Annotated in this window: 24 protein-coding genes; 12 read left to right on the top strand and 12 right to left on the bottom strand. The window is 58.4% G+C overall.

Annotation, left to right across the window (positions count from 1 at the left end):
- Positions 1 to 2: 2 nt before the first annotated feature.
- A complete protein-coding gene (locus PWG15_RS36150; RefSeq protein WP_127664457.1) occupies positions 3 to 230 on the bottom strand; it encodes a hypothetical protein in 228 nt (75 codons plus the stop codon).
- 364 nt (positions 231 to 594) lie between these two features.
- Between PWG15_RS36150 and PWG15_RS36655 the strand changes: the two genes are divergently transcribed.
- From PWG15_RS36655 to PWG15_RS36135, 3 genes are all read left to right on the top strand, one after another.
- The gene (locus PWG15_RS36655; protein WP_425536861.1) at positions 595 to 768 is read left to right on the top strand and encodes an ATP dependent DNA ligase; all 174 of its coding nucleotides are present in this window, start codon (positions 595 to 597) and stop codon (positions 766 to 768) included.
- A gap of 292 nt (positions 769 to 1,060) precedes the next feature.
- Positions 1,061 to 2,812: an AAA family ATPase gene (locus PWG15_RS36140; RefSeq protein WP_275028148.1), complete on the top strand. Its 1,752-nt coding sequence runs from the start codon at positions 1,061 to 1,063 to the stop codon at positions 2,810 to 2,812.
- Entirely contained in the window at positions 2,812 to 4,044 is a 1,233-nt protein-coding gene (locus PWG15_RS36135) for a hypothetical protein (protein WP_275028146.1), read from the top strand. The genes PWG15_RS36140 and PWG15_RS36135 overlap by 1 nt, the downstream gene beginning before the upstream one ends.
- On the opposite strand, the gene PWG15_RS36130 is transcribed toward PWG15_RS36135, so the two are convergent.
- The gene (locus tag PWG15_RS36130) at positions 3,989 to 5,242 is read right to left on the bottom strand and encodes a DNA methyltransferase (RefSeq protein ID WP_275028145.1); all 1,254 of its coding nucleotides are present in this window, start codon (positions 5,240 to 5,242) and stop codon (positions 3,989 to 3,991) included. The genes PWG15_RS36135 and PWG15_RS36130 overlap by 56 nt on opposite strands.
- A 309-nt stretch (positions 5,243 to 5,551) precedes the next feature.
- Here PWG15_RS36130 and PWG15_RS36525 point away from each other — a divergent pair, with 309 nt between their 5' ends.
- Positions 5,552 to 5,722, top strand: coding sequence for an EsV-1-7 cysteine-rich motif-containing protein (locus tag PWG15_RS36525; protein WP_342457090.1), 171 nt, complete (start codon positions 5,552 to 5,554; stop codon positions 5,720 to 5,722).
- 405 nt (positions 5,723 to 6,127) lie between these two features.
- Here the strand turns inward: PWG15_RS36525 and PWG15_RS36125 are convergent, their stop codons facing one another.
- On the bottom strand, positions 6,128 to 6,565 hold the full coding sequence (locus PWG15_RS36125; RefSeq protein ID WP_275028165.1) for a hypothetical protein: 438 nt from the start codon (positions 6,563 to 6,565) through the stop codon (positions 6,128 to 6,130).
- On the opposite strand from PWG15_RS36125, the gene PWG15_RS36120 reads away from it, so the two are divergent.
- Complete coding sequence (locus PWG15_RS36120) at positions 6,518 to 7,177, top strand: SOS response-associated peptidase (RefSeq protein WP_275028144.1); 660 nt, start codon at positions 6,518 to 6,520, stop codon at positions 7,175 to 7,177. The genes PWG15_RS36125 and PWG15_RS36120 overlap by 48 nt on opposite strands.
- A gap of 117 nt (positions 7,178 to 7,294) precedes the next feature.
- Here PWG15_RS36120 and PWG15_RS36115 read toward each other — a convergent pair whose 3' ends face one another.
- A complete protein-coding gene (locus PWG15_RS36115) occupies positions 7,295 to 7,444 on the bottom strand; it encodes a hypothetical protein (RefSeq protein ID WP_275028143.1) in 150 nt (49 codons plus the stop codon).
- Between the two features lie 61 nt (positions 7,445 to 7,505).
- Here PWG15_RS36115 and PWG15_RS36110 point away from each other — a divergent pair, with 61 nt between their 5' ends.
- The 3 genes from PWG15_RS36110 to PWG15_RS36100 are packed head-to-tail and all read left to right on the top strand — an operon-like array spanning position 7,506 to position 9,811.
- On the top strand, positions 7,506 to 8,477 hold the full coding sequence (locus tag PWG15_RS36110; RefSeq protein WP_275028142.1) for a GIY-YIG nuclease family protein: 972 nt from the start codon (positions 7,506 to 7,508) through the stop codon (positions 8,475 to 8,477).
- Between the two features lie 15 nt (positions 8,478 to 8,492).
- Positions 8,493 to 9,212 carry a hypothetical protein gene (locus tag PWG15_RS36105; RefSeq protein WP_275028141.1) on the top strand — a complete coding sequence of 240 codons (720 nt, stop codon included), beginning with the start codon at positions 8,493 to 8,495 and terminating at the stop codon, positions 9,210 to 9,212.
- The gene (locus tag PWG15_RS36100; RefSeq protein WP_127664450.1) at positions 9,209 to 9,811 is read left to right on the top strand and encodes a GIY-YIG nuclease family protein; all 603 of its coding nucleotides are present in this window, start codon (positions 9,209 to 9,211) and stop codon (positions 9,809 to 9,811) included. The genes PWG15_RS36105 and PWG15_RS36100 overlap by 4 nt, the downstream gene beginning before the upstream one ends.
- Positions 9,812 to 9,953: 142 nt before the next feature.
- Here PWG15_RS36100 and PWG15_RS36095 read toward each other — a convergent pair whose 3' ends face one another.
- Positions 9,954 to 10,256 carry a hypothetical protein gene (locus PWG15_RS36095; RefSeq protein ID WP_275028159.1) on the bottom strand — a complete coding sequence of 101 codons (303 nt, stop codon included), beginning with the start codon at positions 10,254 to 10,256 and terminating at the stop codon, positions 9,954 to 9,956.
- A gap of 376 nt (positions 10,257 to 10,632) precedes the next feature.
- Between PWG15_RS36095 and PWG15_RS36090 the strand changes: the two genes are divergently transcribed.
- Complete coding sequence (locus PWG15_RS36090; protein WP_275028138.1) at positions 10,633 to 12,243, top strand: RcgA family putative transporter; 1,611 nt, start codon at positions 10,633 to 10,635, stop codon at positions 12,241 to 12,243.
- On the top strand, positions 12,233 to 13,258 hold the full coding sequence (locus tag PWG15_RS36085) for an RcgR family putative quorum lactone hydrolase (protein ID WP_275028136.1): 1,026 nt from the start codon (positions 12,233 to 12,235) through the stop codon (positions 13,256 to 13,258). Before PWG15_RS36090 ends, PWG15_RS36085 begins: the two co-directional genes overlap by 11 nt.
- Positions 13,259 to 13,341: 83 nt before the next feature.
- Here PWG15_RS36085 and PWG15_RS36080 read toward each other — a convergent pair whose 3' ends face one another.
- A complete protein-coding gene (locus tag PWG15_RS36080; RefSeq protein WP_275028135.1) occupies positions 13,342 to 14,718 on the bottom strand; it encodes a hypothetical protein in 1,377 nt (458 codons plus the stop codon).
- A 457-nt stretch (positions 14,719 to 15,175) separates the two neighbouring features.
- Between PWG15_RS36080 and PWG15_RS36075 the strand changes: the two genes are divergently transcribed.
- Entirely contained in the window at positions 15,176 to 15,511 is a 336-nt protein-coding gene (locus PWG15_RS36075; protein WP_275028133.1) for a hypothetical protein, read from the top strand.
- A 45-nt stretch (positions 15,512 to 15,556) separates the two neighbouring features.
- Here PWG15_RS36075 and PWG15_RS36070 read toward each other — a convergent pair whose 3' ends face one another.
- From PWG15_RS36070 to PWG15_RS36045, 6 genes are read right to left on the bottom strand one after another with little or no spacing between them, the layout of a single operon-like run.
- The gene (locus PWG15_RS36070) at positions 15,557 to 15,973 is read right to left on the bottom strand and encodes a hypothetical protein (protein WP_275028131.1); all 417 of its coding nucleotides are present in this window, start codon (positions 15,971 to 15,973) and stop codon (positions 15,557 to 15,559) included.
- Between the two features lie 18 nt (positions 15,974 to 15,991).
- Positions 15,992 to 16,588 carry a hypothetical protein gene (locus tag PWG15_RS36065; protein ID WP_275028130.1) on the bottom strand — a complete coding sequence of 199 codons (597 nt, stop codon included), beginning with the start codon at positions 16,586 to 16,588 and terminating at the stop codon, positions 15,992 to 15,994.
- Positions 16,589 to 16,600: 12 nt separating this feature from the next.
- Positions 16,601 to 16,936 carry a hypothetical protein gene (locus tag PWG15_RS36060; protein ID WP_275028128.1) on the bottom strand — a complete coding sequence of 112 codons (336 nt, stop codon included), beginning with the start codon at positions 16,934 to 16,936 and terminating at the stop codon, positions 16,601 to 16,603.
- A gap of 57 nt (positions 16,937 to 16,993) precedes the next feature.
- The gene (locus PWG15_RS36055; RefSeq protein WP_275028127.1) at positions 16,994 to 17,695 is read right to left on the bottom strand and encodes a thermonuclease family protein; all 702 of its coding nucleotides are present in this window, start codon (positions 17,693 to 17,695) and stop codon (positions 16,994 to 16,996) included.
- Entirely contained in the window at positions 17,692 to 18,228 is a 537-nt protein-coding gene (locus PWG15_RS36050) for a thermonuclease family protein (protein WP_127664436.1), read from the bottom strand. The genes PWG15_RS36055 and PWG15_RS36050 overlap by 4 nt, the downstream gene beginning before the upstream one ends.
- Entirely contained in the window at positions 18,225 to 18,833 is a 609-nt protein-coding gene (locus tag PWG15_RS36045) for a hypothetical protein (RefSeq protein ID WP_127664435.1), read from the bottom strand. Before PWG15_RS36045 ends, PWG15_RS36050 begins: the two co-directional genes overlap by 4 nt.
- 222 nt (positions 18,834 to 19,055) lie before the next feature.
- Here PWG15_RS36045 and PWG15_RS36040 point away from each other — a divergent pair, with 222 nt between their 5' ends.
- Positions 19,056 to 19,967 carry a lytic transglycosylase domain-containing protein gene (locus PWG15_RS36040; protein ID WP_275028157.1) on the top strand — a complete coding sequence of 304 codons (912 nt, stop codon included), beginning with the start codon at positions 19,056 to 19,058 and terminating at the stop codon, positions 19,965 to 19,967.
- Positions 19,968 to 19,978 lie beyond the last annotated feature (11 nt).

The following is a 19,978-nucleotide window of genomic DNA, read 5'->3' as shown; positions in this document are numbered from 1 at the left end:
CCTCAATCTAGGCGAAATTGGCTGTCGGCCTGGGAGCTACCTGACTCGAATTTTTGGCGGCAGGCTTTAATCTCGGCAGTGAGCGCTCGAAAGATCTTCTCGACGTCGGCCTGCTCGTACGAATAGTTCGATTTATTTGATAGATTTCCAATCAGTTGGATCGCCTTGATCGCCTTGTTGACGCGGGCAGTCCCCAACCGGACGAATTTCTCCCTATCAGTTTCAGACATTCATTTCTCCAGAAAGCCCTCTGTGGCGCAAATGCAATTCCTGTAGCGTAGATATGTGAAATGTACGCGTATGGCAAGACCATCCTCGCAAGAACGCTCTATGTGGCCGAGATATTCAATTCAGGGCGAGAATACTTGACCATCAGGGGAGGAAATTCGCCAGTTCCTTTTCACTCCACCAGCTCAGCGATGCAGCCACACGGAGATAGCCGTCGAGAAAGCTGCGTGATCTGAGTCGAGGACTGGAGGAGACTCTCGCTCCAGCCGAAGCGGCCGATGACAGAAGATCACGTGCAATCCCTTCCGATAGGTTCGTGACGTCGACTTCCAGCCGTCAGAGACCGTACCCGACGCGCTTGGCAGGCTGCTGCTGGCCGCGCGCAATGGCGACGACCTCGTCTATGTCGGCGGCGTCGGAACCGGCTTCACGCACAGAATGTCGGCCGATCTGCGCAGGTTGCTCGAAGATGACGACACCGCCGGCGGCGAGCCTGAAGCGGAAGAATGCCGTCTTCGCCGAACCGCCGCTGGTCGCTGAGATTGAATACCGCGCCTGCACCGACCACCAGAAGCTCCGACACCGGTTATTTAAGGGCGTCAGAGAATAATGCGATGTGTATTCATTAGAAGCCCTCGGCCTGGCGGTGCTGAGCGCCCGACCGCACGGGCAGGGGAAGGCGAGGGCTACGGCACCGTAAGAAAGGGAATCCCCTGTAAATCGAGTTTTGCTAGAGTGCCGGCGGCAGCGTAGTGAGTCGCAAGGTCAATTCGTTAGAAATGGCCCATCTCCTGCACTGCTATAGAGAAGCAGCAGCCGGGGGGCGGACAAAATGGCATCAGGAACAGAAAATCGGCAAGCTGTATTCAGCTGGCTCAACGAGTTCCTACGCGATCAGAACCTGCAATTCTCCAGGTCAGGCTTCAAGGGCGGCGCCAGTCTCGGGAAGCACACCGTGGACGAAGTCGCCGGCAATTGGGGCGATCCCAATTACTCCGGCAACAAGCCCATCCGCTGGCTCTTTCAGGTCGATCTGACCGTTGATCCGATCATTGCCCGGCTGCCAGGCGCCGTGCCGGAAGAGGGCGTCGGCAGCTCGAACACCGCCCAGGGCGACAAAGCCGGGCTGGCTGTCAGGATTCTGCCGCTGCTTCAGACCGGGCCAAATGCGTTCACGCGCGCAGATGATTTGGAGGTCAACGCCCTGTTCGTGTTCCACGGCGCGGTGGCCGCCGGATCGTCGTCGGACGCCTTCTCCTATGACATCACAACGGGTGCGCTCAAACGGGGCGGGAATGCGGAACAATACATCTTCGCCGGCTTGCTCGGGTTGCTACCACGCGGCACCGTGAAGACGGTCGAAGTCGCTGGTGCCCAGCGCGACGTGACTTACGGCGAAGTGGTCGACGCGCTGCAAGCGGCAATTACCACCCTCCCGAAGGGCGGTGCTGGGGGCCAGATCGGCGTTTACGATCTGAGCGATGACGCCGAAGCCACCCGGCTGAAAGATGAGGTCGAGGCCGCCTGGAAGGCTGCAGGGCCGCCGCCTGCTGCTGCCGCTGCTGCGGCAGAAGAGGCTGAGGCGGATGCAGACGTGGTGGTCGAGGCGATCGATCCCGCTACGTTGGAAGTTCCGGTCAACCCGGATCTTCTAGGTATCGACGCCTCGGTCTATCGGCAAATCAATGCCATGCTGCAATCTGGCAAGCAGCACATCATGCTCTACGGCCCACCGGGGACTGGCAAGACAACGCTGGCACGGTGGATCGCGAGCAGCCTGCCCGGCGGCCAGTGGACGCTGGTCACCGGCTCATCCGACTGGAGCTCGCAGGACATCATTGGCGGCTATCAGCCCATCGGCGGCGGGGACGTTGATTTTGTGCCGGGGATACTGCTGCGCAACTTCGACCGGCCGCTGATCATCGACGAGCTCAACCGTTGCGACATCGATAAGGTGATCGGCCCGCTGTTCACTGTGCTGTCGGGGCAGCAAACAACGCTGCCCTATCGCACCGACCTGAGCGACAAGAACAGCCATCCCTATGCCATCCTGCCGAAACCCAAGGTGGGCGCGAGTGACCATGAATTTGCGCCAGGGCCAGCGTGGCGGCTAGTTGCCACGATCAACTCGATCGACAAGGCATCGCTCTACCAGATGTCCTATGCGCTTAGCCGGCGCTTTGGCTGGGTCTATGTCGATGCGCCGACCAACCTGGCTGGCTTCATCACCGAATATATTGCAAAGACCGACCCGGCCGCGCCTGTGCCGGCGGGGGGAGACGCCTGCGCGCTGGCAGACGTGTGGGGCGCGATCAATGCGGCCCGAGTGATCGGCCCAGCCCCGATCATAGACGCGATCGAGGCGATGCGCATCCTGGCCCCAGGGCGCTCGTTCTTTGGGCCACCGACCGAAGAAATACGCACGGCGGCGGTCGATGCCATCGACATGGTGCTCCTGCCCATGCTCGACGGGATCATTCAACAAGACGCGCACAATATCGCCGACGCCGCGGCTGTTGCCTTCGGCCTCACCCCGCCGGAAGCCGCGCGGGTGAAGAGGCGCCTGGAAGCGGTGGCAATCTGATGAGCCTCGATGCGGCCATTGTCGATTACTCGGCCGGGCTGCTGCTGCGGTATTTCAGGAGTGGCGCCGCCATCGAAGGCGGCGTGCCGCGCCTAGACTATCGCCGCGACGTGGAAGTCATCAAAGGACATTGGGCTGTGTCCGACGCCATTCGGACGTTGGTGGCCTATGCCCTCGAACACCAGCATGAAACGCAATCCCTGCTGACCTATCGGGAGCAGGTGCATGATGCGATCGCGCGTGGCCGGATCGATGCGCGGCGGACGTGGCTCTACCGCCAGCAGACCGGCTTGCCGACGGCCCTGGTGGCGCACGAACCTGTGCGCAGCTTCAACACCGGGCCGAATCTGGTGTTGGCGTGGGTCCTGCGCGAAGCTGCGGCCTACACGGCCCGGCTGCTTTCGTGGCAAGGCGCGAATTCGCCTTATCTGCCGGTCATCGAGCAGGCACAGGCCGAAATGCGGCTCGTCCAAAGGATCGAGGCGCTGCGCGAACCACTGCGGGCAGTGTCACTCGGCATACGGCCGACCGCTGGCGCGGTGCGCGACGCTGCCCGTTCACGCCGGCCGCTCTACCGCTTGGCCGTCGATGCCTACCGGCTCCTGCAGGGGCTGGAACGCGGCGATCGCGACGCGATGGACCGTGTGGCCCGAACCGCTTTGATCGCACCGCTCGAGGACTGGCGGCGTTTTGAACTGGCGGTGGGATTGGGGATTGGCGAAGCCCTGGCGCGGGTAACCGGCGGCCCGCTGCAGCTACATCTGCTTGGGTCCAATTCAGCAGGCCCGATCGTCACCGCGGGACGGTTCGCGGTCTATTGGCAGCAAATCACGCATTACCACACGCCGGCCCCGCTAGAGCCCTCGGAGATGGTCACGCGCGATGTCCTGAAAGACTATGGCATCGCCACCGGCACGGAACGTCCCGATCTGGTCGTGGTGGACCGCGATCAGGATGCCGTGGCGGCCGTGGTCGAGGTCAAATACATCGCCGGCGACACGGCGACCACTCGTTTTCGTGAGGCGGTTAATCAAGTCGTGCGCTATGGGCGAAGCTACGCCGCGGCGGACGCAACCGGGCCATTGCTGGCACGGTCGCTCGTCGCGTTATCCCGCAATGCGCCGGCGCGGACGGCACACACCTCACCGGCGCCTTTCAGCGTTGACTTTGAGACGCTCACGCAGCCGCACGGTCTCGACGCTTGGGCTGCGGCTGTGGCGGTTCCTCCTTAGTCGATGGCGGTCGCTTTGCGCCACCATCGGCGAAGAGCGGAACATCAGCCTCATCAACCGGCACCGCGCACGGGGGCGCAATCTCATAATTGGCGGAACGATCCCTGGGCAGCGGGGCCGGCTTCGGGTCGAAGCGTGACAGCGCGCCGTTCAAGTACTCTTCCGACATTTCACAACACACCCACTTTCGGTCGAGCGCTTCGGCTACAGCACCAGTGACGCAGGAACCGCCGAACGGATCGATCACAAGATCACCGGGATCGGTTAGAAACCGGATAAAGTATTCGGGTAGCTGGGGCGGGAAGCGCGCCGGGTGGATCGGGATGTTGTTATCGCGGCAGTATTCCTGGTAGCGGCTCGTGGACTCGGTGTTAGCAACCGCCAACAAGTTAGGTGGTACGGAACCGCCATTGTCCTTCTGGAATTTAGATGAAATATCGTGCCCGGACGGTCGCAGCTTGGCGACATACCCATTGCGGAGCAGGTCCTGCATGGACTTGCTGTAAGGCGCCAGCACGCGACGATTGTTGGCCTTTGGAAATGGGGTCTTAGATAGCCACCAGATTGTGTTTACGGCGTCTTTCACGCGCACGCGGCGCACGTTCACCCATTCGGCGGGTGACGGCAACTTGGCCGGATTCCACCAATAGTGCTCCTGGCACAGGTGGAAGCCGTATTCCTCCACCAGCATGACCAACAGCTTGAAGTGATACAGACTACGGGTTGGCTGCCCCGGAATCCAGGCGCCGCCGATGTCGATCACAAGGCTGCCGTTATCCTTCAACACGCGCTTGAAGCCCTCGGCAAAGGGACGAAACCAGTTACAGTATTCGTCTGCATCCTCATTGCCGTAGCTCTTCTTCCGCACCAGCCCGAATGGCGGGCTGGTCATGATGAGGTCTACGCTGCCGGCCTTCGTGTCGAACAGCCAGGCCCGTGAATCGCCCCAAACCATTTCCCCCAGCCGAGTCTTGTGGAAAGACCGGATTAGGCGCTTCGGGTAGCGGGCCTTGAAGTCTTCCGGCGGCGCTGCCTGCGCCGCTGAACTGACATGATGGTTGTGCAGGAAGCGGATGTACTCGCTGATGTTGTCAAAGCCGTGCCCGGCGGCCATCTCATCGAAGGATGCTCGTTCCTCTTCGGTCAGCCGAACGTTAGTGATTGTGTTTCTTGGTTTATTAGCCTTCGGCCGTCCCATTTGTCCCCCTCGAATCGGAAATACGAGAAAAGCCTAGCTCAGGACTTTTCGTATTACAAGAACGAAGGGTTCTTTCCTGTTTTACATCAACAGCAAAGCCATCGACGCCAGCACAAGACGGTATGCGTCCGACCGCGCATGGCTAGCTGATTGAGTGGATTGGTGTTTTCGCTGCGCTCCCTCTGTTGCGACAGCCATGCTTGCTAACGTTGTTCCTCCAATGAGGAGTGCTCGCCTCGCCATTGACTGTAGTCGCCAACGAGAACATTTTAGGAACACATCTACAATTGAACGGACAGCGACACAACGATGAGCGACGAAGCAGGCTCCACTGGGCGCAAGGAAACAGCGCTCCACCAGCACTGGTGCGAGCATCCTGGCTGCAAGAAATGGGGCTCTTTCGGATTTGCAGCAGGCAAGCCCGAACCGCGATGGTTCTGCATGGAGCATCGGCCGGAGTGGAAGCCGAAACATGCCTAAATCGGGCACATGGTGGCTGTCGGAGCGACTGTACTGGAAGAAGATCCGCGTCAAATGCGAATGCGGCGTACAGAGGCAATATGACGCAAAGGCGCTGTTTGACCGGATCGGCGATCGCAGCATGCCGGCGCTCCTCGGTGAAATCTCGGCCGCGATCGGCTGCGCAAAGAGCGCCAATCTCTACCGGGATCGCTGCAAGCTCACATACGAAATGCCTCCGGGGGAGTTGTCTGCCTCTCGACGGAGCCGGCTGGTGATGCGGCCCCAGCCGGCGCCCCCGATAAGATCACTTTCGCGAACCTCCCGGAATGGTGCGAGGTGTTATGCAAGTGCCGGCGTTGCGGTCACACCGATCGGCTTAACCGGCGCGCTCTGGCCGCTCGCTTCGGCAAAAGGCAGAGCATCCTATGGCTTGCGCCGCGGATGCGATGCAACAATTGCGAAAACAGGGACGGCAACACCATCTTCATAGGAAAGCCCCGACGATAAGGAGGAGGGGGGTCGATGCGCCATCGGCGCGGTATTGATTTGGTTCCTCACAAGGGAGTCATAGATCCGGATCGCAGCATAGGTCATCTGCGGCTCGCCGATCTCGCGAACGATCAACTGCTCGGCGCGCGCTGCTCCAAGTGCGACCACAACCAATGGGTTGACCGATGGGCCATCGCTGGCAAGTATGGTCACGACGTTACACTCGAGGGACTTCGGCCGCTGCTCAAATGCACCAAGTGCGGGAACACGAAAGGTAACGGCTTTCGGATCGGCAGGGCGCACCGCGACGGATAAGGGGGATGCATGTGCAATCGGTACCGGATCGAAGCTGAGTTTGACGAACTGTGGCACGCGACCAGGCCTCACCGGGACATGACCAACCGGGCAAACCCGACGACGGAAGTGTTTCCCGACAAAGCCGGGCCGGTCATCCGGAATGCCGACGGCGAACGCGAACTGGTGAATCTCACCTGGGGGATGCCGTCGCCGCCTTTCGTCACCAAGGGCAAACCGGATTACGGCGTCACCAACATTCGCAACGTCGATTCACCGCACTGGCGGCGCTGGTTGGCACCGCAATATCGCTGCATCGTGCCGTGGACGGCATTCTGTGAATACGAGGACACGAGTCCGAAGAAAACGGCGCGCTGGTTTGCGCTCGATAAGAGCGAGCCGCTCGCCTTCTTTGCCGGGATCTGGACGCCCTGGAAGGGAGAACGCGGATCCATGAAGAATCCGCGCGCCGGCGAACACGAGCTATTCGGTTTCCTGACCTGCGATGCCAATGAAATTGTGAAGCCGATCCATCCGAAGGCCATGCCGGTCATCCTGACGGAGCCGGCAGAGATCGAGCTTTGGCTTACTGCAGAATGGAAGGACGCAAAGCAACTCCAAAGGCCGTTGCCTTCCGACGCAATGATGCTGCTACCGCTCGAGAGCGCCGAAGAACCGATGCTGATCTAGCCGTCCTGAGCCCTTTCTGTGCAGTACTCGACTATGAGGCCAAGCGGTCGAGATAGAGAGTCCTCATGCGCGCAATGCGACCTTTGTCAGCATTTCAACGTCGCGCACGCCTGACTGCTAGATCTCCACCAGCCGGGCGGCAAGATCTTCAGCTGCCTGTCCATCTCGGGGAATCTGGTATTGGTGCAACAACTGCTCGAACACGTTGCTGAGCATTTCAACTTCGTCAGCACTGATAGCCTTGGATTGGTAGTCGCGGCGTTCCATTACGCCACTCCTTGGTTTTGGGATGAGAGTAAATCATCGCTTAGTCATGGCCGCCCGATTAATGAATACAGCATACTCCTTTCTGCGTGCATCTGCATTTTTCGAGATTACGCCATGTTTCATGGCCCGTCTTTTGTCGTGGGCGGCAATTGCAAACCGGCCGGGATTACTGCATTTGAGTCCGCAGGCGGGGATTCAGAACGTGCTGTCATTTGGCAATTTACTAGATCTTGTCGGTATAGAGCGAAGTGCAGTTAGGCTTCTTCGTCACCAAGACAATCGGTACACCGGGTACCACTCGCCTTATACCCTGTGGCGAGATCACCGCGATCGCTTTGAGGCTTATCAGGAGACCCAATCGATCAATGACGAGGCGAGATTGCGAGCCCCCTATTGGGCCTCCTTCGTCGGCGTACCTGGTCGAGAAACACTATTCGTAGGGCTCTATTCGGCCGAGCTGGTCGGCGTGTTGTCTGCCGATCGGGCGCATCCCGTTACTGGTGGCATTGAGGAGGCCGGAACCTGTCACCTCTATAAGCTTGAATTCCGGTCAGAGCTGGCTGAATTTGCGGGTCGCCTTTGGGTCGATTGGGGTAACGGTTATCGTTCTTGGATACAGAGAGGAGATAGCGGTGCAAAACCGGTTGTTGAGATCCGCCGCAATCTTGGCGAGCCCCCCTTTCCGGGCTTTCAGGCCCTTATCCTCAACCTTTCTGAAATCGAAAGCATCCCGGCGACCTGGGCTGCGGCATTGTCGGCCACACGCGGTATCTACCTTCTGACGTGCCCCAAGACGCGCGAACAGTATGTGGGCATGGCATCCGGCTTCGACGGTTTCATGGGTCGATGGAGAGAATATTTCGCGACCGGACACGGCGGGAATGTCGGATTGAAGAGCCGCGATCCCAGCGACTATCAAGTTTCGATCCTCGAGACGGTCGGCACCGGTGCGGCGGCTGCGGATCTGATCGCGCTCGAAGTTCGCTGGAAACACAAGCTTCAAAGCCGCCAAATGGGGCTCAATAGGAACTGACGGATAGGGGACCTCATGCGAGATCAATACGCCGGCGATGTAAGCGATGTACTGAAATTTGCGTTTCTGCGCTCCTTGGCCGCAGCCGATCGGACGCTAGGCGTGGCATGGTATTACGCGCCCGGCGATGACGGCCGACCCGACGGAAAACATCTGGAATGGCGTAATGAACCCGCTTGGCAAGTGTTAGATGCCGAGTTGCACGCCGGGCTTTCCTCACTGCCATCCCGAACGGTCGCCGCGCTCGAAAGCGCCGCCCTCTGGCCAGCAGGCTCGATCTTCCATCGAGAACCAATGCCGGCCCGCGTAGATCGCGCCGAATGGGGCAGGCGCAAACGTGAAGCGCTCGAAGGAGCCGATCTCGTCTTTCTCGATCCAGACAATGGACTAGGCGCGGAAACTGAAAAGCACGCAACATTTGCGGAAATTCGGCGCTTGCGTCGGCCCGGCCGGGCAATCGTGTTCATCACGTTCCCCGGCCGAAACATGCCCCATGACGTGCTTGTGAAGCAATTGCACGCGCGCCTGCAGGACGAGGCGCATGCGGGGCAGGTTGCGACGCTTCGCACAAACGTTTCAGTTCCCCGCGCTCCGGGTGCCAGCTCGTATGTCCAGCGGCAACGATGGTTTACGATGGTTGATCCCGATTTTCTGTTGATCCAACGGGCGGAGGCTTTTGCCGAAGCTCTGACCGTAGTTCCAAGGTTATCGGCAAAGTTGGATCAAACCACATGACAAAGGCCGATCAAATTCGAGCACTAGCGGCCGCTGGCCTCAAGACGGCGGAAATCGCGAAGCAAATGGGCATCCGCTACCAGCACGCTTACAACGTGCTGAATGGCCAACGGCTGACAAAGGCCGCGAAAGTCACCGCTGCGCACCAACGCGTTGAAACAGCCTCAATGTCCGCGGCCGGAAAGCCGCCGCTGAGCGTGGAAATACTCGTTGAAGGCGGGTTTCGCAAATTAGGCCGCTGGATGCTTTCTGGCGACAGTCTCGTCCTGGAAGGTCCAGTACCAAAGGAAATCGGTGTCTATGCCTTCGTCAAGGCCGGCATCGCTCAGTATGTCGGCGTTGCGACCATGGGCTTGTCTAAACGGCTCTATTTCTACGGCAGACCGGGTATTTCCCAGCGGACAAGCCAGAGGCTCAACGCGATGATTAAAGCCGAACTTCTTGGCCTTCACGTAATCGAAATTTATGTCGCTTCGCCGCCTGATCTGGAATGGAGCGGCCTGCCGGTCCACGGCAGCGCCGGGCTCGAACTCGGACTTATTAAGAAATTCGCATTGCCATGGAACATGCGCAGCACTGGACTCGCAAAAACGCCCTGACGCGCAAGCCATCCGTTGGCGTTATGCTTTCATAATCAATGACTTAGTTCCATAAGCTATCTTATGCGATGTTATAACATAACTATCTCGACACCAGCAGTGTGGTCTCAGCACACTATTGTGCAATCGGCATAAAGGAGACTCAGGAAATGGATGTGCTTGGGCGGTCGCAAGGGGTTTCCAATACGGAATCCATCTCATTGGCGTTCAAGGTGCCGCGTGTTGCGATCAGGTAAGCCGCCATATAGGTCAGCTTCATCCTCGATTCTCGATCGCTCCGCGGCCTGTAGTTTACGATCGCCAGCCAACGGGCTTGTTCATCGCTCGCAACGCCCAACAGTCCGTTTGCATAGGCGACGTTCGTAACCTCGCCCGCTGCCCTGCGCTCATCCCACGCACGAACGGCATCCGTAGCCGCCCGTTGCGCAAGAATATGACGATCCATCAGCTCGCGAAGGGAAGGGGAAACAGCAGTTTCCGCCCCGCCCGAAGGTCCCGCGATTTCTACGTACGAAATGCCATCGGAAGCTAACGCATTCAACGCCGTGTGCAGTCTGAATGAACTGAGCCCCCTGCTATGGCACCGAAGCAAAGTTGAGAAGCTGTCGGCCTCTGTAGGATGCTGGAACGCTGACGATGGCAGAATTGACATGGTTGAGTGCCTCATCGATGGCAAAAGGATCCCTCCTCCCGGCAGTTGCACGCTCCATCTTGGAAGCGCCACAAAGTTGCGTTCAACAGAAATGGCCGTATTTTGAGGGCAGAGGCACGATAGGAAACGAAATCCAGCGAAGCGAAACGAAAACAGGGCCGGTAAACCGTTGATAAAAAACGGAAAGTTTTTTCTTCCTCCGCCGAAGGACGGGAGCGATTTCAAAGAGCTATTCAAACAATTGGCTGCGGCGGGAGCGGGCCGGCCATTTGGCAGTGATGGGTTCCCCACGGGCCCATGGACGCCCGAACTTCTCGCAGAGGCGATTTCACAGATCGATTCCAACCGGATCGGCGTCGATCTGCGAACAGTGCAGCTCTGGTTTCAAGAGAATGACAAGGGAATTAGCACCGCCAACATTCGTTGGCTGGCAAGGATTTTTGGGTGCGATGATCCGGCAGCAACAAGCGAATGGCAGATAGAGCTTAGCGCGGCGCAATCACGGCTAACCGCCAAGAGGCGAGATTCGAAGAAGGCGGGTAGCAGCACGGCGCTGCGGGTTCCAGATATGCCGCCGCCTGTGACGGTCGATGATCAGACGCATCCTGCGGGCGATCTGCCACAAGGCATTGATGCCACCCGGCGAAGACAGGGTTTCAGCTTGGCGAGAATATCTGAGGCGCTTTTTAGCCATGGATCTCCCTTGAATCTACCGGCGTCGATATTCGCGGGTGCCTCCGCCCTTGGGTTTTTGTCGTATATCGTGGGGATCCACAGCGCCACCTATAGCAGGGCGGATGGTGTCGTTAAGCAGGTCGGTTTTCTATGGGCACCGAACTGGACGTTCCTCTTCATGGTGCTCTTGCCGCTATTTTTCGCGTTCGTGATAGAGCTGCTGGTCTTCTGGAAACATGACGCGCGCTTCAGACTGGTAGCGCCGGGCGACCGGTTGGAAAGCGACGATGCCTGGACGCGCAACGTTCAAGCTTATTCGTACACATACTGGGCGGTTTTCTTGATCTGTGTCTTGTTCGCGGGTCTTCTTCAGTGGATCGGCGTTTGTTTGATCCCGCTGCTAGAAGGCGGTGACGACTACGCGACCAGTTGGGGCACGTTAGCGATTGTGCAACCTGACGTCATATCAGTGCCAGTTTCGATTGTTTTCACGGCACTCGCATATCTCTACATGTGCCTCTGCTTTTATCTTTTTTTCGCGGGCCTCATTCTGCTTCATACGATCGTCCATGATCTCTGGAGAATTGAAGAGGCATCAACGATACGACCGGTGGAACATCGGCGCGAGGGCGGTGAAATCGGCCTTAGGGTGATGCGGGGAATTTTCCGGTGTACTGTCCTGGGTGTTCTGGTCGCCATATGCATGAAGGTCCAAAGCTCTTACCTAAGCTCGAACGGAGGAGATATCGTGACCTGGATAGCCGACGATATGTCTTCGGCCCTGTATGAGCGCCACGACGGCGGAAATAGCTTCAGCTATAGAATGCCAACGCATTACAGCAGTCTCCTGGTCGCCATTTCGACCTGTATCGTTTTTCTGTACGGTTCCATCCGCTTGGGTGTCGGAAAGCGGTTTCGCGTGCCTCTATGGAGGATGTCTGCAGTCGTAGGGTTGCTCTTTGCCAGCTACTTGTTGATCGATGCCTTTGAGGGCTTTTCGATCCTCCTCGGCGTTGGAGTGCTGCTCGCGACATACGGCCTCTTTGATCCAGAGTTTGGGCGATGGCGAGCAAGCGAGTTAGGAAGCAACCAGAGTGTATCATAATTGGCTTGATCGTTGGGACGAGCGGCGGGCGCGGCGCGGTGAGGAAGCGAAGAAAGTAACGGATTTCATCCTCGACGCCGGCCGGGCCTTTCCGGGCGAGACGAGGATAGAAACTTTCGACGAGTTTTGTGTCCTTGCGGACCAGGCCCTGTCTGATTCAAGCTTTTACGATGAGCCGAGCGGGAGCGGTCAGGGCTTTGAAAGGCACGACGGGTGGCTCAGATTTCCATCTGACATTTCTACTGACGTCGAAGAGAACAACGTCGTTTGGGCAAAAGTCACCGAGAGCGGCTCGCTCGATCAGGCATTGTTGATTTTTCATCACTGGAATGCCAGCGCCCGAAATCGTCAGATTGCCAAGTTTTTCTCGCAGCGTGGGATCACGGTTGTCGAGATTGCTATGCCTTATCACTTCGAGCGCATCCGTCCCGGCTCGCTGTACGCCGATTATATGCTTAGTTCGAATCTCGGCCGAACGATCCAGTCTGTAAGGCAGGCCGTATGGGACGGGCGAAAGCTCATCCGCTGGCTGAAGAGCGAAGGCTATCGAGAGGTCTCGGTTCTCGGCATGAGCCTTGGCTCCTGGGTTGCGGGATTGATCGCTGCGCATGATCCGGCCGTATCGAAGGCCTCGTTATTTTTGACGGCGGGTAGTCTCGCAGACATGGTTTGGACGGGGCGCGCGACCCGATCGATACGTGATAGCCTTGAGCCTGTAATTGAGCTCACCGATCTCCGAAGGGCATGGGGTCCGCTCAACTTGGAGAATTACGCGCATAATCTGGCACGGCCTGGTCTCCATCTTCACGTCGTGTTGGCTAAGAGAGACAAAGTGGTTTTGCCCGACCTATCGAGACGCCTCATTCAGAAGCTGAAGGACGCCGGAGTCAGGCCGAATGTTTTGGAACTGAATTGCGGTCACTATTCGCTCGCCTTGCCGCCTTACATTCTACTGGCGGGTTCGAGCTTGAACCGGTTTCTATCGTGTGCGGACAAATCGGCCCGGCGAATATGAAGTTGGCGTCGGCCCCCAGTTTACCAGTCTGGCAATCCTCCGGATCAGCGCGGCTTAGACATGGCTCGCATCCTAGCCTCTCTTTACCTGCGTTCGTTCAAGCCCTCTCGTTTGAATTGGAAGCTGAACGCTTCCTGCCGTTTGCCAACGGTGCCATCCTTCCGAAATCGCGTGCCGTTTACTGCGAAGGTGACATGATCGTCGCTGGCATAGAGAGTGACCCCTGTTACCGAAAGCCGCAGAAGGCCGCCGTGTTGTTCGATTGTCACGATGTCTCCCACCTCGATCCCAAGAATCGCCTGCGCTAACATGGAGCGTTCGCTTTCGAGCTCTCCTTCCCAGCGCTCCAATTCCCCCTCGATCTGGCGCCACGCCTCACGCGCGGATGAAAATGGTCGCTTTTCCCCGAACCATAGCCGGTCCGCGATGGCCAGCGTCTCGTTGGGAACTTCTCGTTCGATTGCGTAGGCAGCGTTGAGCATCATCTCGTTCACCCGCTCCGCCTCGAGAAAGGCAAGAAGCCGCTCGCGATAGGGCGCTACTGACGCCCTCGTGATAGTCGGTGAAAACGACACCTCACGCTCAGGCATATGGTCAATCGGCATGATCTCTTTCAGTGCCAGCCTGCCGGTCACATAGCGCTCCGGCGGATCTTCATCGCGCCAAGCCTTGCGGGTGTATTCCACCCACAGCTCTGCTGCCGAAACGCAAAGAGTGCTGTCAAGAAAGAGACGCGACTCGGGCGTGAAGACGTGACGAACAGACCAGGCATGATCGGTCGCCATGAGCGGCATGACCACGTGCTGGAGCCTTTGGTCGCGGACGAAGCGGACAAGAGCAGCGATCCGCTCCTGGAGGTTTGAAGTCAGGCGCACGAAGACTACTGGACCATCTGCAGTGGACCAGCTTTTCTTGTATGCGTTCTCAAACACCAATAGCTGTGGCCGGGCCAGCGGCAACAGCCTGCCGACAAGGCCTGCCAGGCTATTCTGTGCTGGATGCGCCCAAGTCGCGGCCACCTTCCCCGCCTTAACCCACTCATGCCCACGGTCTTGAATTGCCAGCAGGACCTGTGCGGCAACATCAGGACTTACCTCGGGGAGCCGGCCCCCTCGGAGCTCGGCTCCGCTCACATCGATCCCGCGACCTTGCAAGTCGGAGAGCGCCGCTCGATAGAACTGTTGCTGCAATTTCGACAGTAATTCCGCTGATCTGGCCCGAACCGATTCCCGGCGGCGACGTTCTATTTCCTCACGGAAAGCACCCAGCGGTGGACGACGTAAGATTTGGCCTGCCTCCACTTTCGCCCAGTATCCGCGCGGTGGCTTCGGAACCTGCAGGCGCGCGCAGAGCTTGCCGACCGCAACATCCGATACGCCAAGCTCCTTGGCCACCTCTTGGGTCGGTTTCTCCCAAACCAACGCGAACAATTCCTCGCGGGAAAGGTTCTGTCGAACCATGCCATCTCCTCGTTCTGCCCCGAACAAATGGAATACCACACTGGCGATCTCCGCCGTGGCAGTTGGCCACCTTCAAATAATGCCGCGCGCGCAGATCTTCTAAACGAAATGGAGCGCTTAGCTCTGTTCCTCAGCTCCGCCGCAATCTGCTGACGGTGCGAAGACGACTACGGCCTACGGCCTCATAGATTTTCAACTCACCGAGAGGGGGAGAGTGCCCTCTGTCCTCTCTCCCCCACAAGCACTAAACCGGTCTCCCCATGCTTCGGCCGAAGGCCTGCAGCACCGGTCGGCTGCGCCGACGCGGCCCTACGGGTGGGTGATCCCCCTCCGGTTTAGTGCTTGTCCCCCTCTCTTCCGCTGCTCCGCGCGAGCTCGGGAGCAGGAGCGAGGCTCCTGCCCTCCCCTCGATTTGGGAGGTCCAGGAGTGACCGCCGAGCCAGAGACAGAGGGTGCAATGACAGAAGATATTGGAATGGAAGCTACGGCTGCTTTGGATGCAAGGATGGAGCGGCATCTAGTGGCGCAACGGGCCGTCGCGGATGTCGTGCGCAAATGGGATGAGCGTCGAGCCGCCGGCGACGTGACCGAGGTGGTCTATGCAAATGCCCTGCTCGAGGTGGCGAAAGAAGAAGAGGCGGCAAGGCTTAGGATCGTTGAGCACCAGCCGCGCGACGAACGGGAATCAATGATGAAGCTCGCTTATTTTGCTGCGTATCTGTTCGCGACAAGGCGTTCACTCAAGACGGAAGAAATGGAAGCCGTCATGCGCTCGGCCGATGCGATTGCATAGGTAGACGCGACGAAAACAAAAGCCGCCTCGAGGGCGGCTCTTCTGTTAGTTGATCGTTGCGATCCACTCGCCGGATGCCGATTTGGCGAAGCCGACGATACGATCAATCGGCTGCGCATCACGTGACATCTTGACTGAGGTCATGCAGGCGACGCCGGGACCTGCACCGGCCTTGTCGCACTGGCCGAGCGCCAGCGAGATTTCCGGTAGATTGTTCCGATCCCAAACGAGAGGGGACGCCGCATGGGCTTTGCGGTAAGCGACTAGGGCTTCGGCCTCGGTCGGCGCTTCGACAGTTGGGACCGGGCAAAGGGATGGATCGTCAGAGATAGCCGCGGCCAATTCGGCTTTCGAGATGGCCTGAGCTTCGACATTCGGCTCCGCCGTCGCAAGGTAGGTGCCGCCGGCGCCAGCCGCTATACCGAGGGTCGCTGCGATCGCGATTAAGGTATTTTGGTGCATTGAATCTTCCTCTGATGACTAGGTCCTGAGATTGAACCAGAAGCGTTCTTTGACGCCCTTGTCTTTAGGGATGTCGAAATACCAGGGATTTGCGCGACGCGGCCGGGGAGACGTGATCTGCACCTTGCAGCCGTTGTAGCGGTTGTCGCGGTTCAAGAAATCGTCGTTGTGGCTGCCGCTGCGGAGAACCTTCACCGTTGTTCGATTCCGCTGATTGGCCTCTTCGTCACCATAGAGGCGATTAAACTCGCCGCGGTTTTCGCATCTGTCCACGATCCGGACGCACTGGTCGTCCTCGTTGCGGCGCGGGCCAAGGTCATCACCATCATTGCTCGAGGCGGGATGCGAACCTGCAGGGCATTCTTCGAATTCTTCCCGACCTGGCTCGCCGGCCTTCGCCCCTTGGCAAATGGGCCAATCGAATCCCGGTCTCGACATGGCTGCAATCAGCTTCTTCATTGGCGGAACACAATAGGGGACGCCCTGCCACGATGGGTTTTGAGATGCCGCGCAAAGGAGAACTTGGCAGCCCCAAGAAGCATCCTGTGCCTTTGCTCCTGTCGGGGCGAAGGTAAGCGCAGCAAGACCGGCTGCAGCATAAAGCAGGTGTTTCATGTCAGTTGGCCCTCATAATGGTTGCTGCTGGAGACGCCCGATCCACGAAAGCTTGTCGAGCGGTGTGACGTGCGCCACTCGGTCGCCCGCTGCGTAGATGACGGCGGCAACGAGCGCGAAGGCTGAGAACCAGAGAACCCCGATTCGAAAAAGCAGCGGCTGGTTGGGAATGTCCCGGCAAAGCGGTGGAAAGGCGAATAGGCCGACGAGAAAGCTGTCCAGTGCCAGATGACGTTGATCGAGAAAGAGGATCGAAACGATCAGGAGCGCCAGGGCGAACGGACCGTGCACCCACCAGATTCGTTCCGAAACGACGATGAGCGCAAACGATAAGGGCATGGCGAGCATTAAACTCGCCAGCGGATCGGTTGCGAATGAGCTCGCAAAATGTGCGAAGTCGGGCAACTATCGGTCTGTCCTCTTGGGCTTTTTCCGCGCGTCGACGAAGGGAGGCGATATTTCGCTTTCCCGTTCGACAAGCAGGTTCAAATCAGCGATTGGCTGGCGACCTAGCGTCTTGTCCACCGCCTTGCGACGCCACTCGTTCATGTCCAGGACGTACGTGGCCCACATCCCATAGCGGGCCGCCATCGCGTGCTGCTGATAGACCAGGTATTGGCCATTATAAGAATTGGGCGACGCGACACGCGCCCATCCGACACGAAGCATCTCCACCGCAATATCGCGGCCCCCTGACGTGCAACGGGCCAGCGGGATACCGTCACCGCCATAGGCTACGACGGTACATTCGACCGGCTTGCTGCCTATCGTCCTCTTGAGCCAAGCCTTTGCAAGTGGGCCGCACGGAACTGGTGAAGGCGCCTTTTGCCGCTCGCGATCCACCCACTTGGGATCTATCGCCCACTGTGGCAGCTCGCACGCGTCGATCTCGACGAGGCGAACGCGTTGCGCATATTGCGGATACCACAGGGTGCGGCCGTCCATGACGGCGACTCGGCCTTTGTAGACCGGATTTTGGTAGATCTGAGCTACGCTCAATCTCTGCGGTGGCCGAGCCGCCGCGGCCGGAGTCTTGATGAAATCCGCGCCTATCGCTGCGTGGGGGATCGTAGCGAGCGCGGCGGCTGCAAGTAGGTATCGCTTCATTGATCTGCCTTCTCGGTGCGCGCATTCACCTCGCGGCTCAAGAGAATGGCCGGATGCTGGACGTCTTCGAACTGCCAGAGGCCGGCACGCTTATCGCGCGCAAGTTTCTCAGCCACGGCATAGGGGACGTGATAGGGCATGCCCTCACCGCTGAGGGCCGCGAAAGCGTATCCGCTCGTGATCAGGACGTTTGCCAGATCAAGCCGCTCCTTCCCAACTGTGGCGTAGCAGACGACGTAAGCGATACCGTCTTTCTTCACCACAGGGGCGCAAACGGGTTTGGTGTCTTTGATATAGGCCGCCAGCACAGCAAGGGACGCCTCGCCGCAGTCGCGTTTCTGCCCGTGCTTGTCCGTATAGGCCGTGCCGCGCAAACAGGACTGGATGCCATAGAGGCGGAATCTTTCACCATTGGAAACCCACGTGTCGCCAGTTTCCAGGGTGACGCCAGGAAGAAGATCGAAATAGCCTGCGGGCGCTGCGGATACGGATGTCGGCAAGAGAGCCAACAGAATGGAAAGAGACCTTCTCATTGACCCTTCACCCTCGGATCGGCCCACATTCCGAATGACCCCTTCTGGCCAATCTCCTCAGCTTTGGAGAGATCCGGACGAACGGGAGTCCCATCTGGCTTTTTTGCGAGGCGGAGCGCGCCGAGCGACAAAAGCTGCTCCTCGAACATATCGACGGAGTCGAGGCTACCGGGGAAATTATAGTAGCCGTAGCAGGTGGCGTTCTGGACGGGCGAACCTTGCTCGCTCACGAAGGCACGGCAAAACACGACCTTCGGGCTTTGTAACAGGATCTGAAGCTGTTGCTGCGCATAATCGGTGCAGCTCCCGGCGAAGTCTTCATTGCGATTGACCATTTCGCCCTTGCATGGCTCCAGGCCAAAAAGGTGCAGTGTTGTCTTGTCATCCACGCGGAAGTCGGTCGGTGAAACGGCCTTAAATCCGGCAGTTGTTGCATATCCCTTCCGATCGGCGACCTTCCCGCTTCCGTCGTAATATTCGAGCACGAGAACGGTCTTGCCCGGCGCTGCGAGCGACTTGATGTAATCCTTGTTGATGTCCGAGACGGAAAAAGCAGGTGTTGCGATTGCGCAACTTGCGAGTGCGGCGATGATGGTCCGTTTCATTTTCTAGCCCTTACCCATATTGCTTCAACTCGTCCCCTGCAATAGGGGGGTTTAAGTCTGCCTCGAAAAGTTGTATCGCTGAACCAAATCGATGCGACACCTTCACCAGCTTAGTTGGTTTTCGTTTCGATCACAACACCGCAAGTTAGGCGCGCGGCGATGAAAAAAAGGGCTAGATTTTCAGGCGTTTTGGGCTGGGCCGCTTTGACGGGAAGCGCCCTTTTGTGCACGAGTTGGGGTCAGATTTCTTACGCCCAGGATGGGCAGAAATCTTCAGGTACTATAGCAAAAAGAAGCACTTGGACGAACGAGCGCAAGGCGGAGCTTGCAACGAACTTCGATGAGCGCTGGCGCGGCTCAGAAAAGGAGTTCGTGCTAGGCGTTGATGGCGTAGTCAAGCAGCAAAATGCGGGTCAGAACAAAGCTGACAAAAGCCCCCATGATTTTGGGGGTCTGCATCATATTGATGCAGATTTGAGCAATTTCGCCCCCTCCAAAGACATGCCGAACAGGATTCATGAACCGCAAGTTCCGACGGGTTCAATACAGCATATTGATGCAGTTCGGCAGATCAATGATAACACCAAGGACGTGTATGACTGCGGTCCGCCTCCGCTCAGCCCGGAAGAGGTTAAGTCTCTGGTTGTGCAGACGGCGCGCAAATTTCGCGTCGATGAAGTCTTCGCGACGGCCATCGCCTGGGCGGAGAGCGGCTTTGACCAAAGCCGCAATTCCCCAAAGGGCGCGCGCGGACCGATGCAGCTCATGCCTGCTACGGCTGCGCGGTTCGGCGTCAAGGACATCTGTGATCCCGCACAGAACATTGAGGGCGGGATGAAGTACCTGCGCTTTCTGCTCGATGAGTTTCAGAACCCGCTCCTGGTCGCGGCTGCCTACAACAGCGGCGAACAGCGGATCTATCAACACGGCGGCATCCCGCCGTTCCAGGAAACAGTCGGATACGTCGCCAAGGTGGTGAACTACCAACTCGGGCTGCCAATGCCGTCGGCGAAAGGCAGGGCCAGGCCGGCCGCCGCTCCGCAGGCGGTCTCGGATGCGAGTGACAGCGGCGACGCCGGTGTCATCGCCGTGAAGAAGACCGGCAAGTTTGTCGGCGGTGTCATGCACTTTTGAAGGAGAGAAAC

Origin of the sequence: Ensifer adhaerens (assembly GCF_028993555.1) — a bacterium.
GTDB classification, from domain to species: domain Bacteria; phylum Pseudomonadota; class Alphaproteobacteria; order Rhizobiales; family Rhizobiaceae; genus Ensifer; species Ensifer adhaerens_I.
The sequence above is the reverse complement of the archived record's forward strand: the minus strand, read 5'-3'. Positions and strand labels throughout refer to the sequence as shown.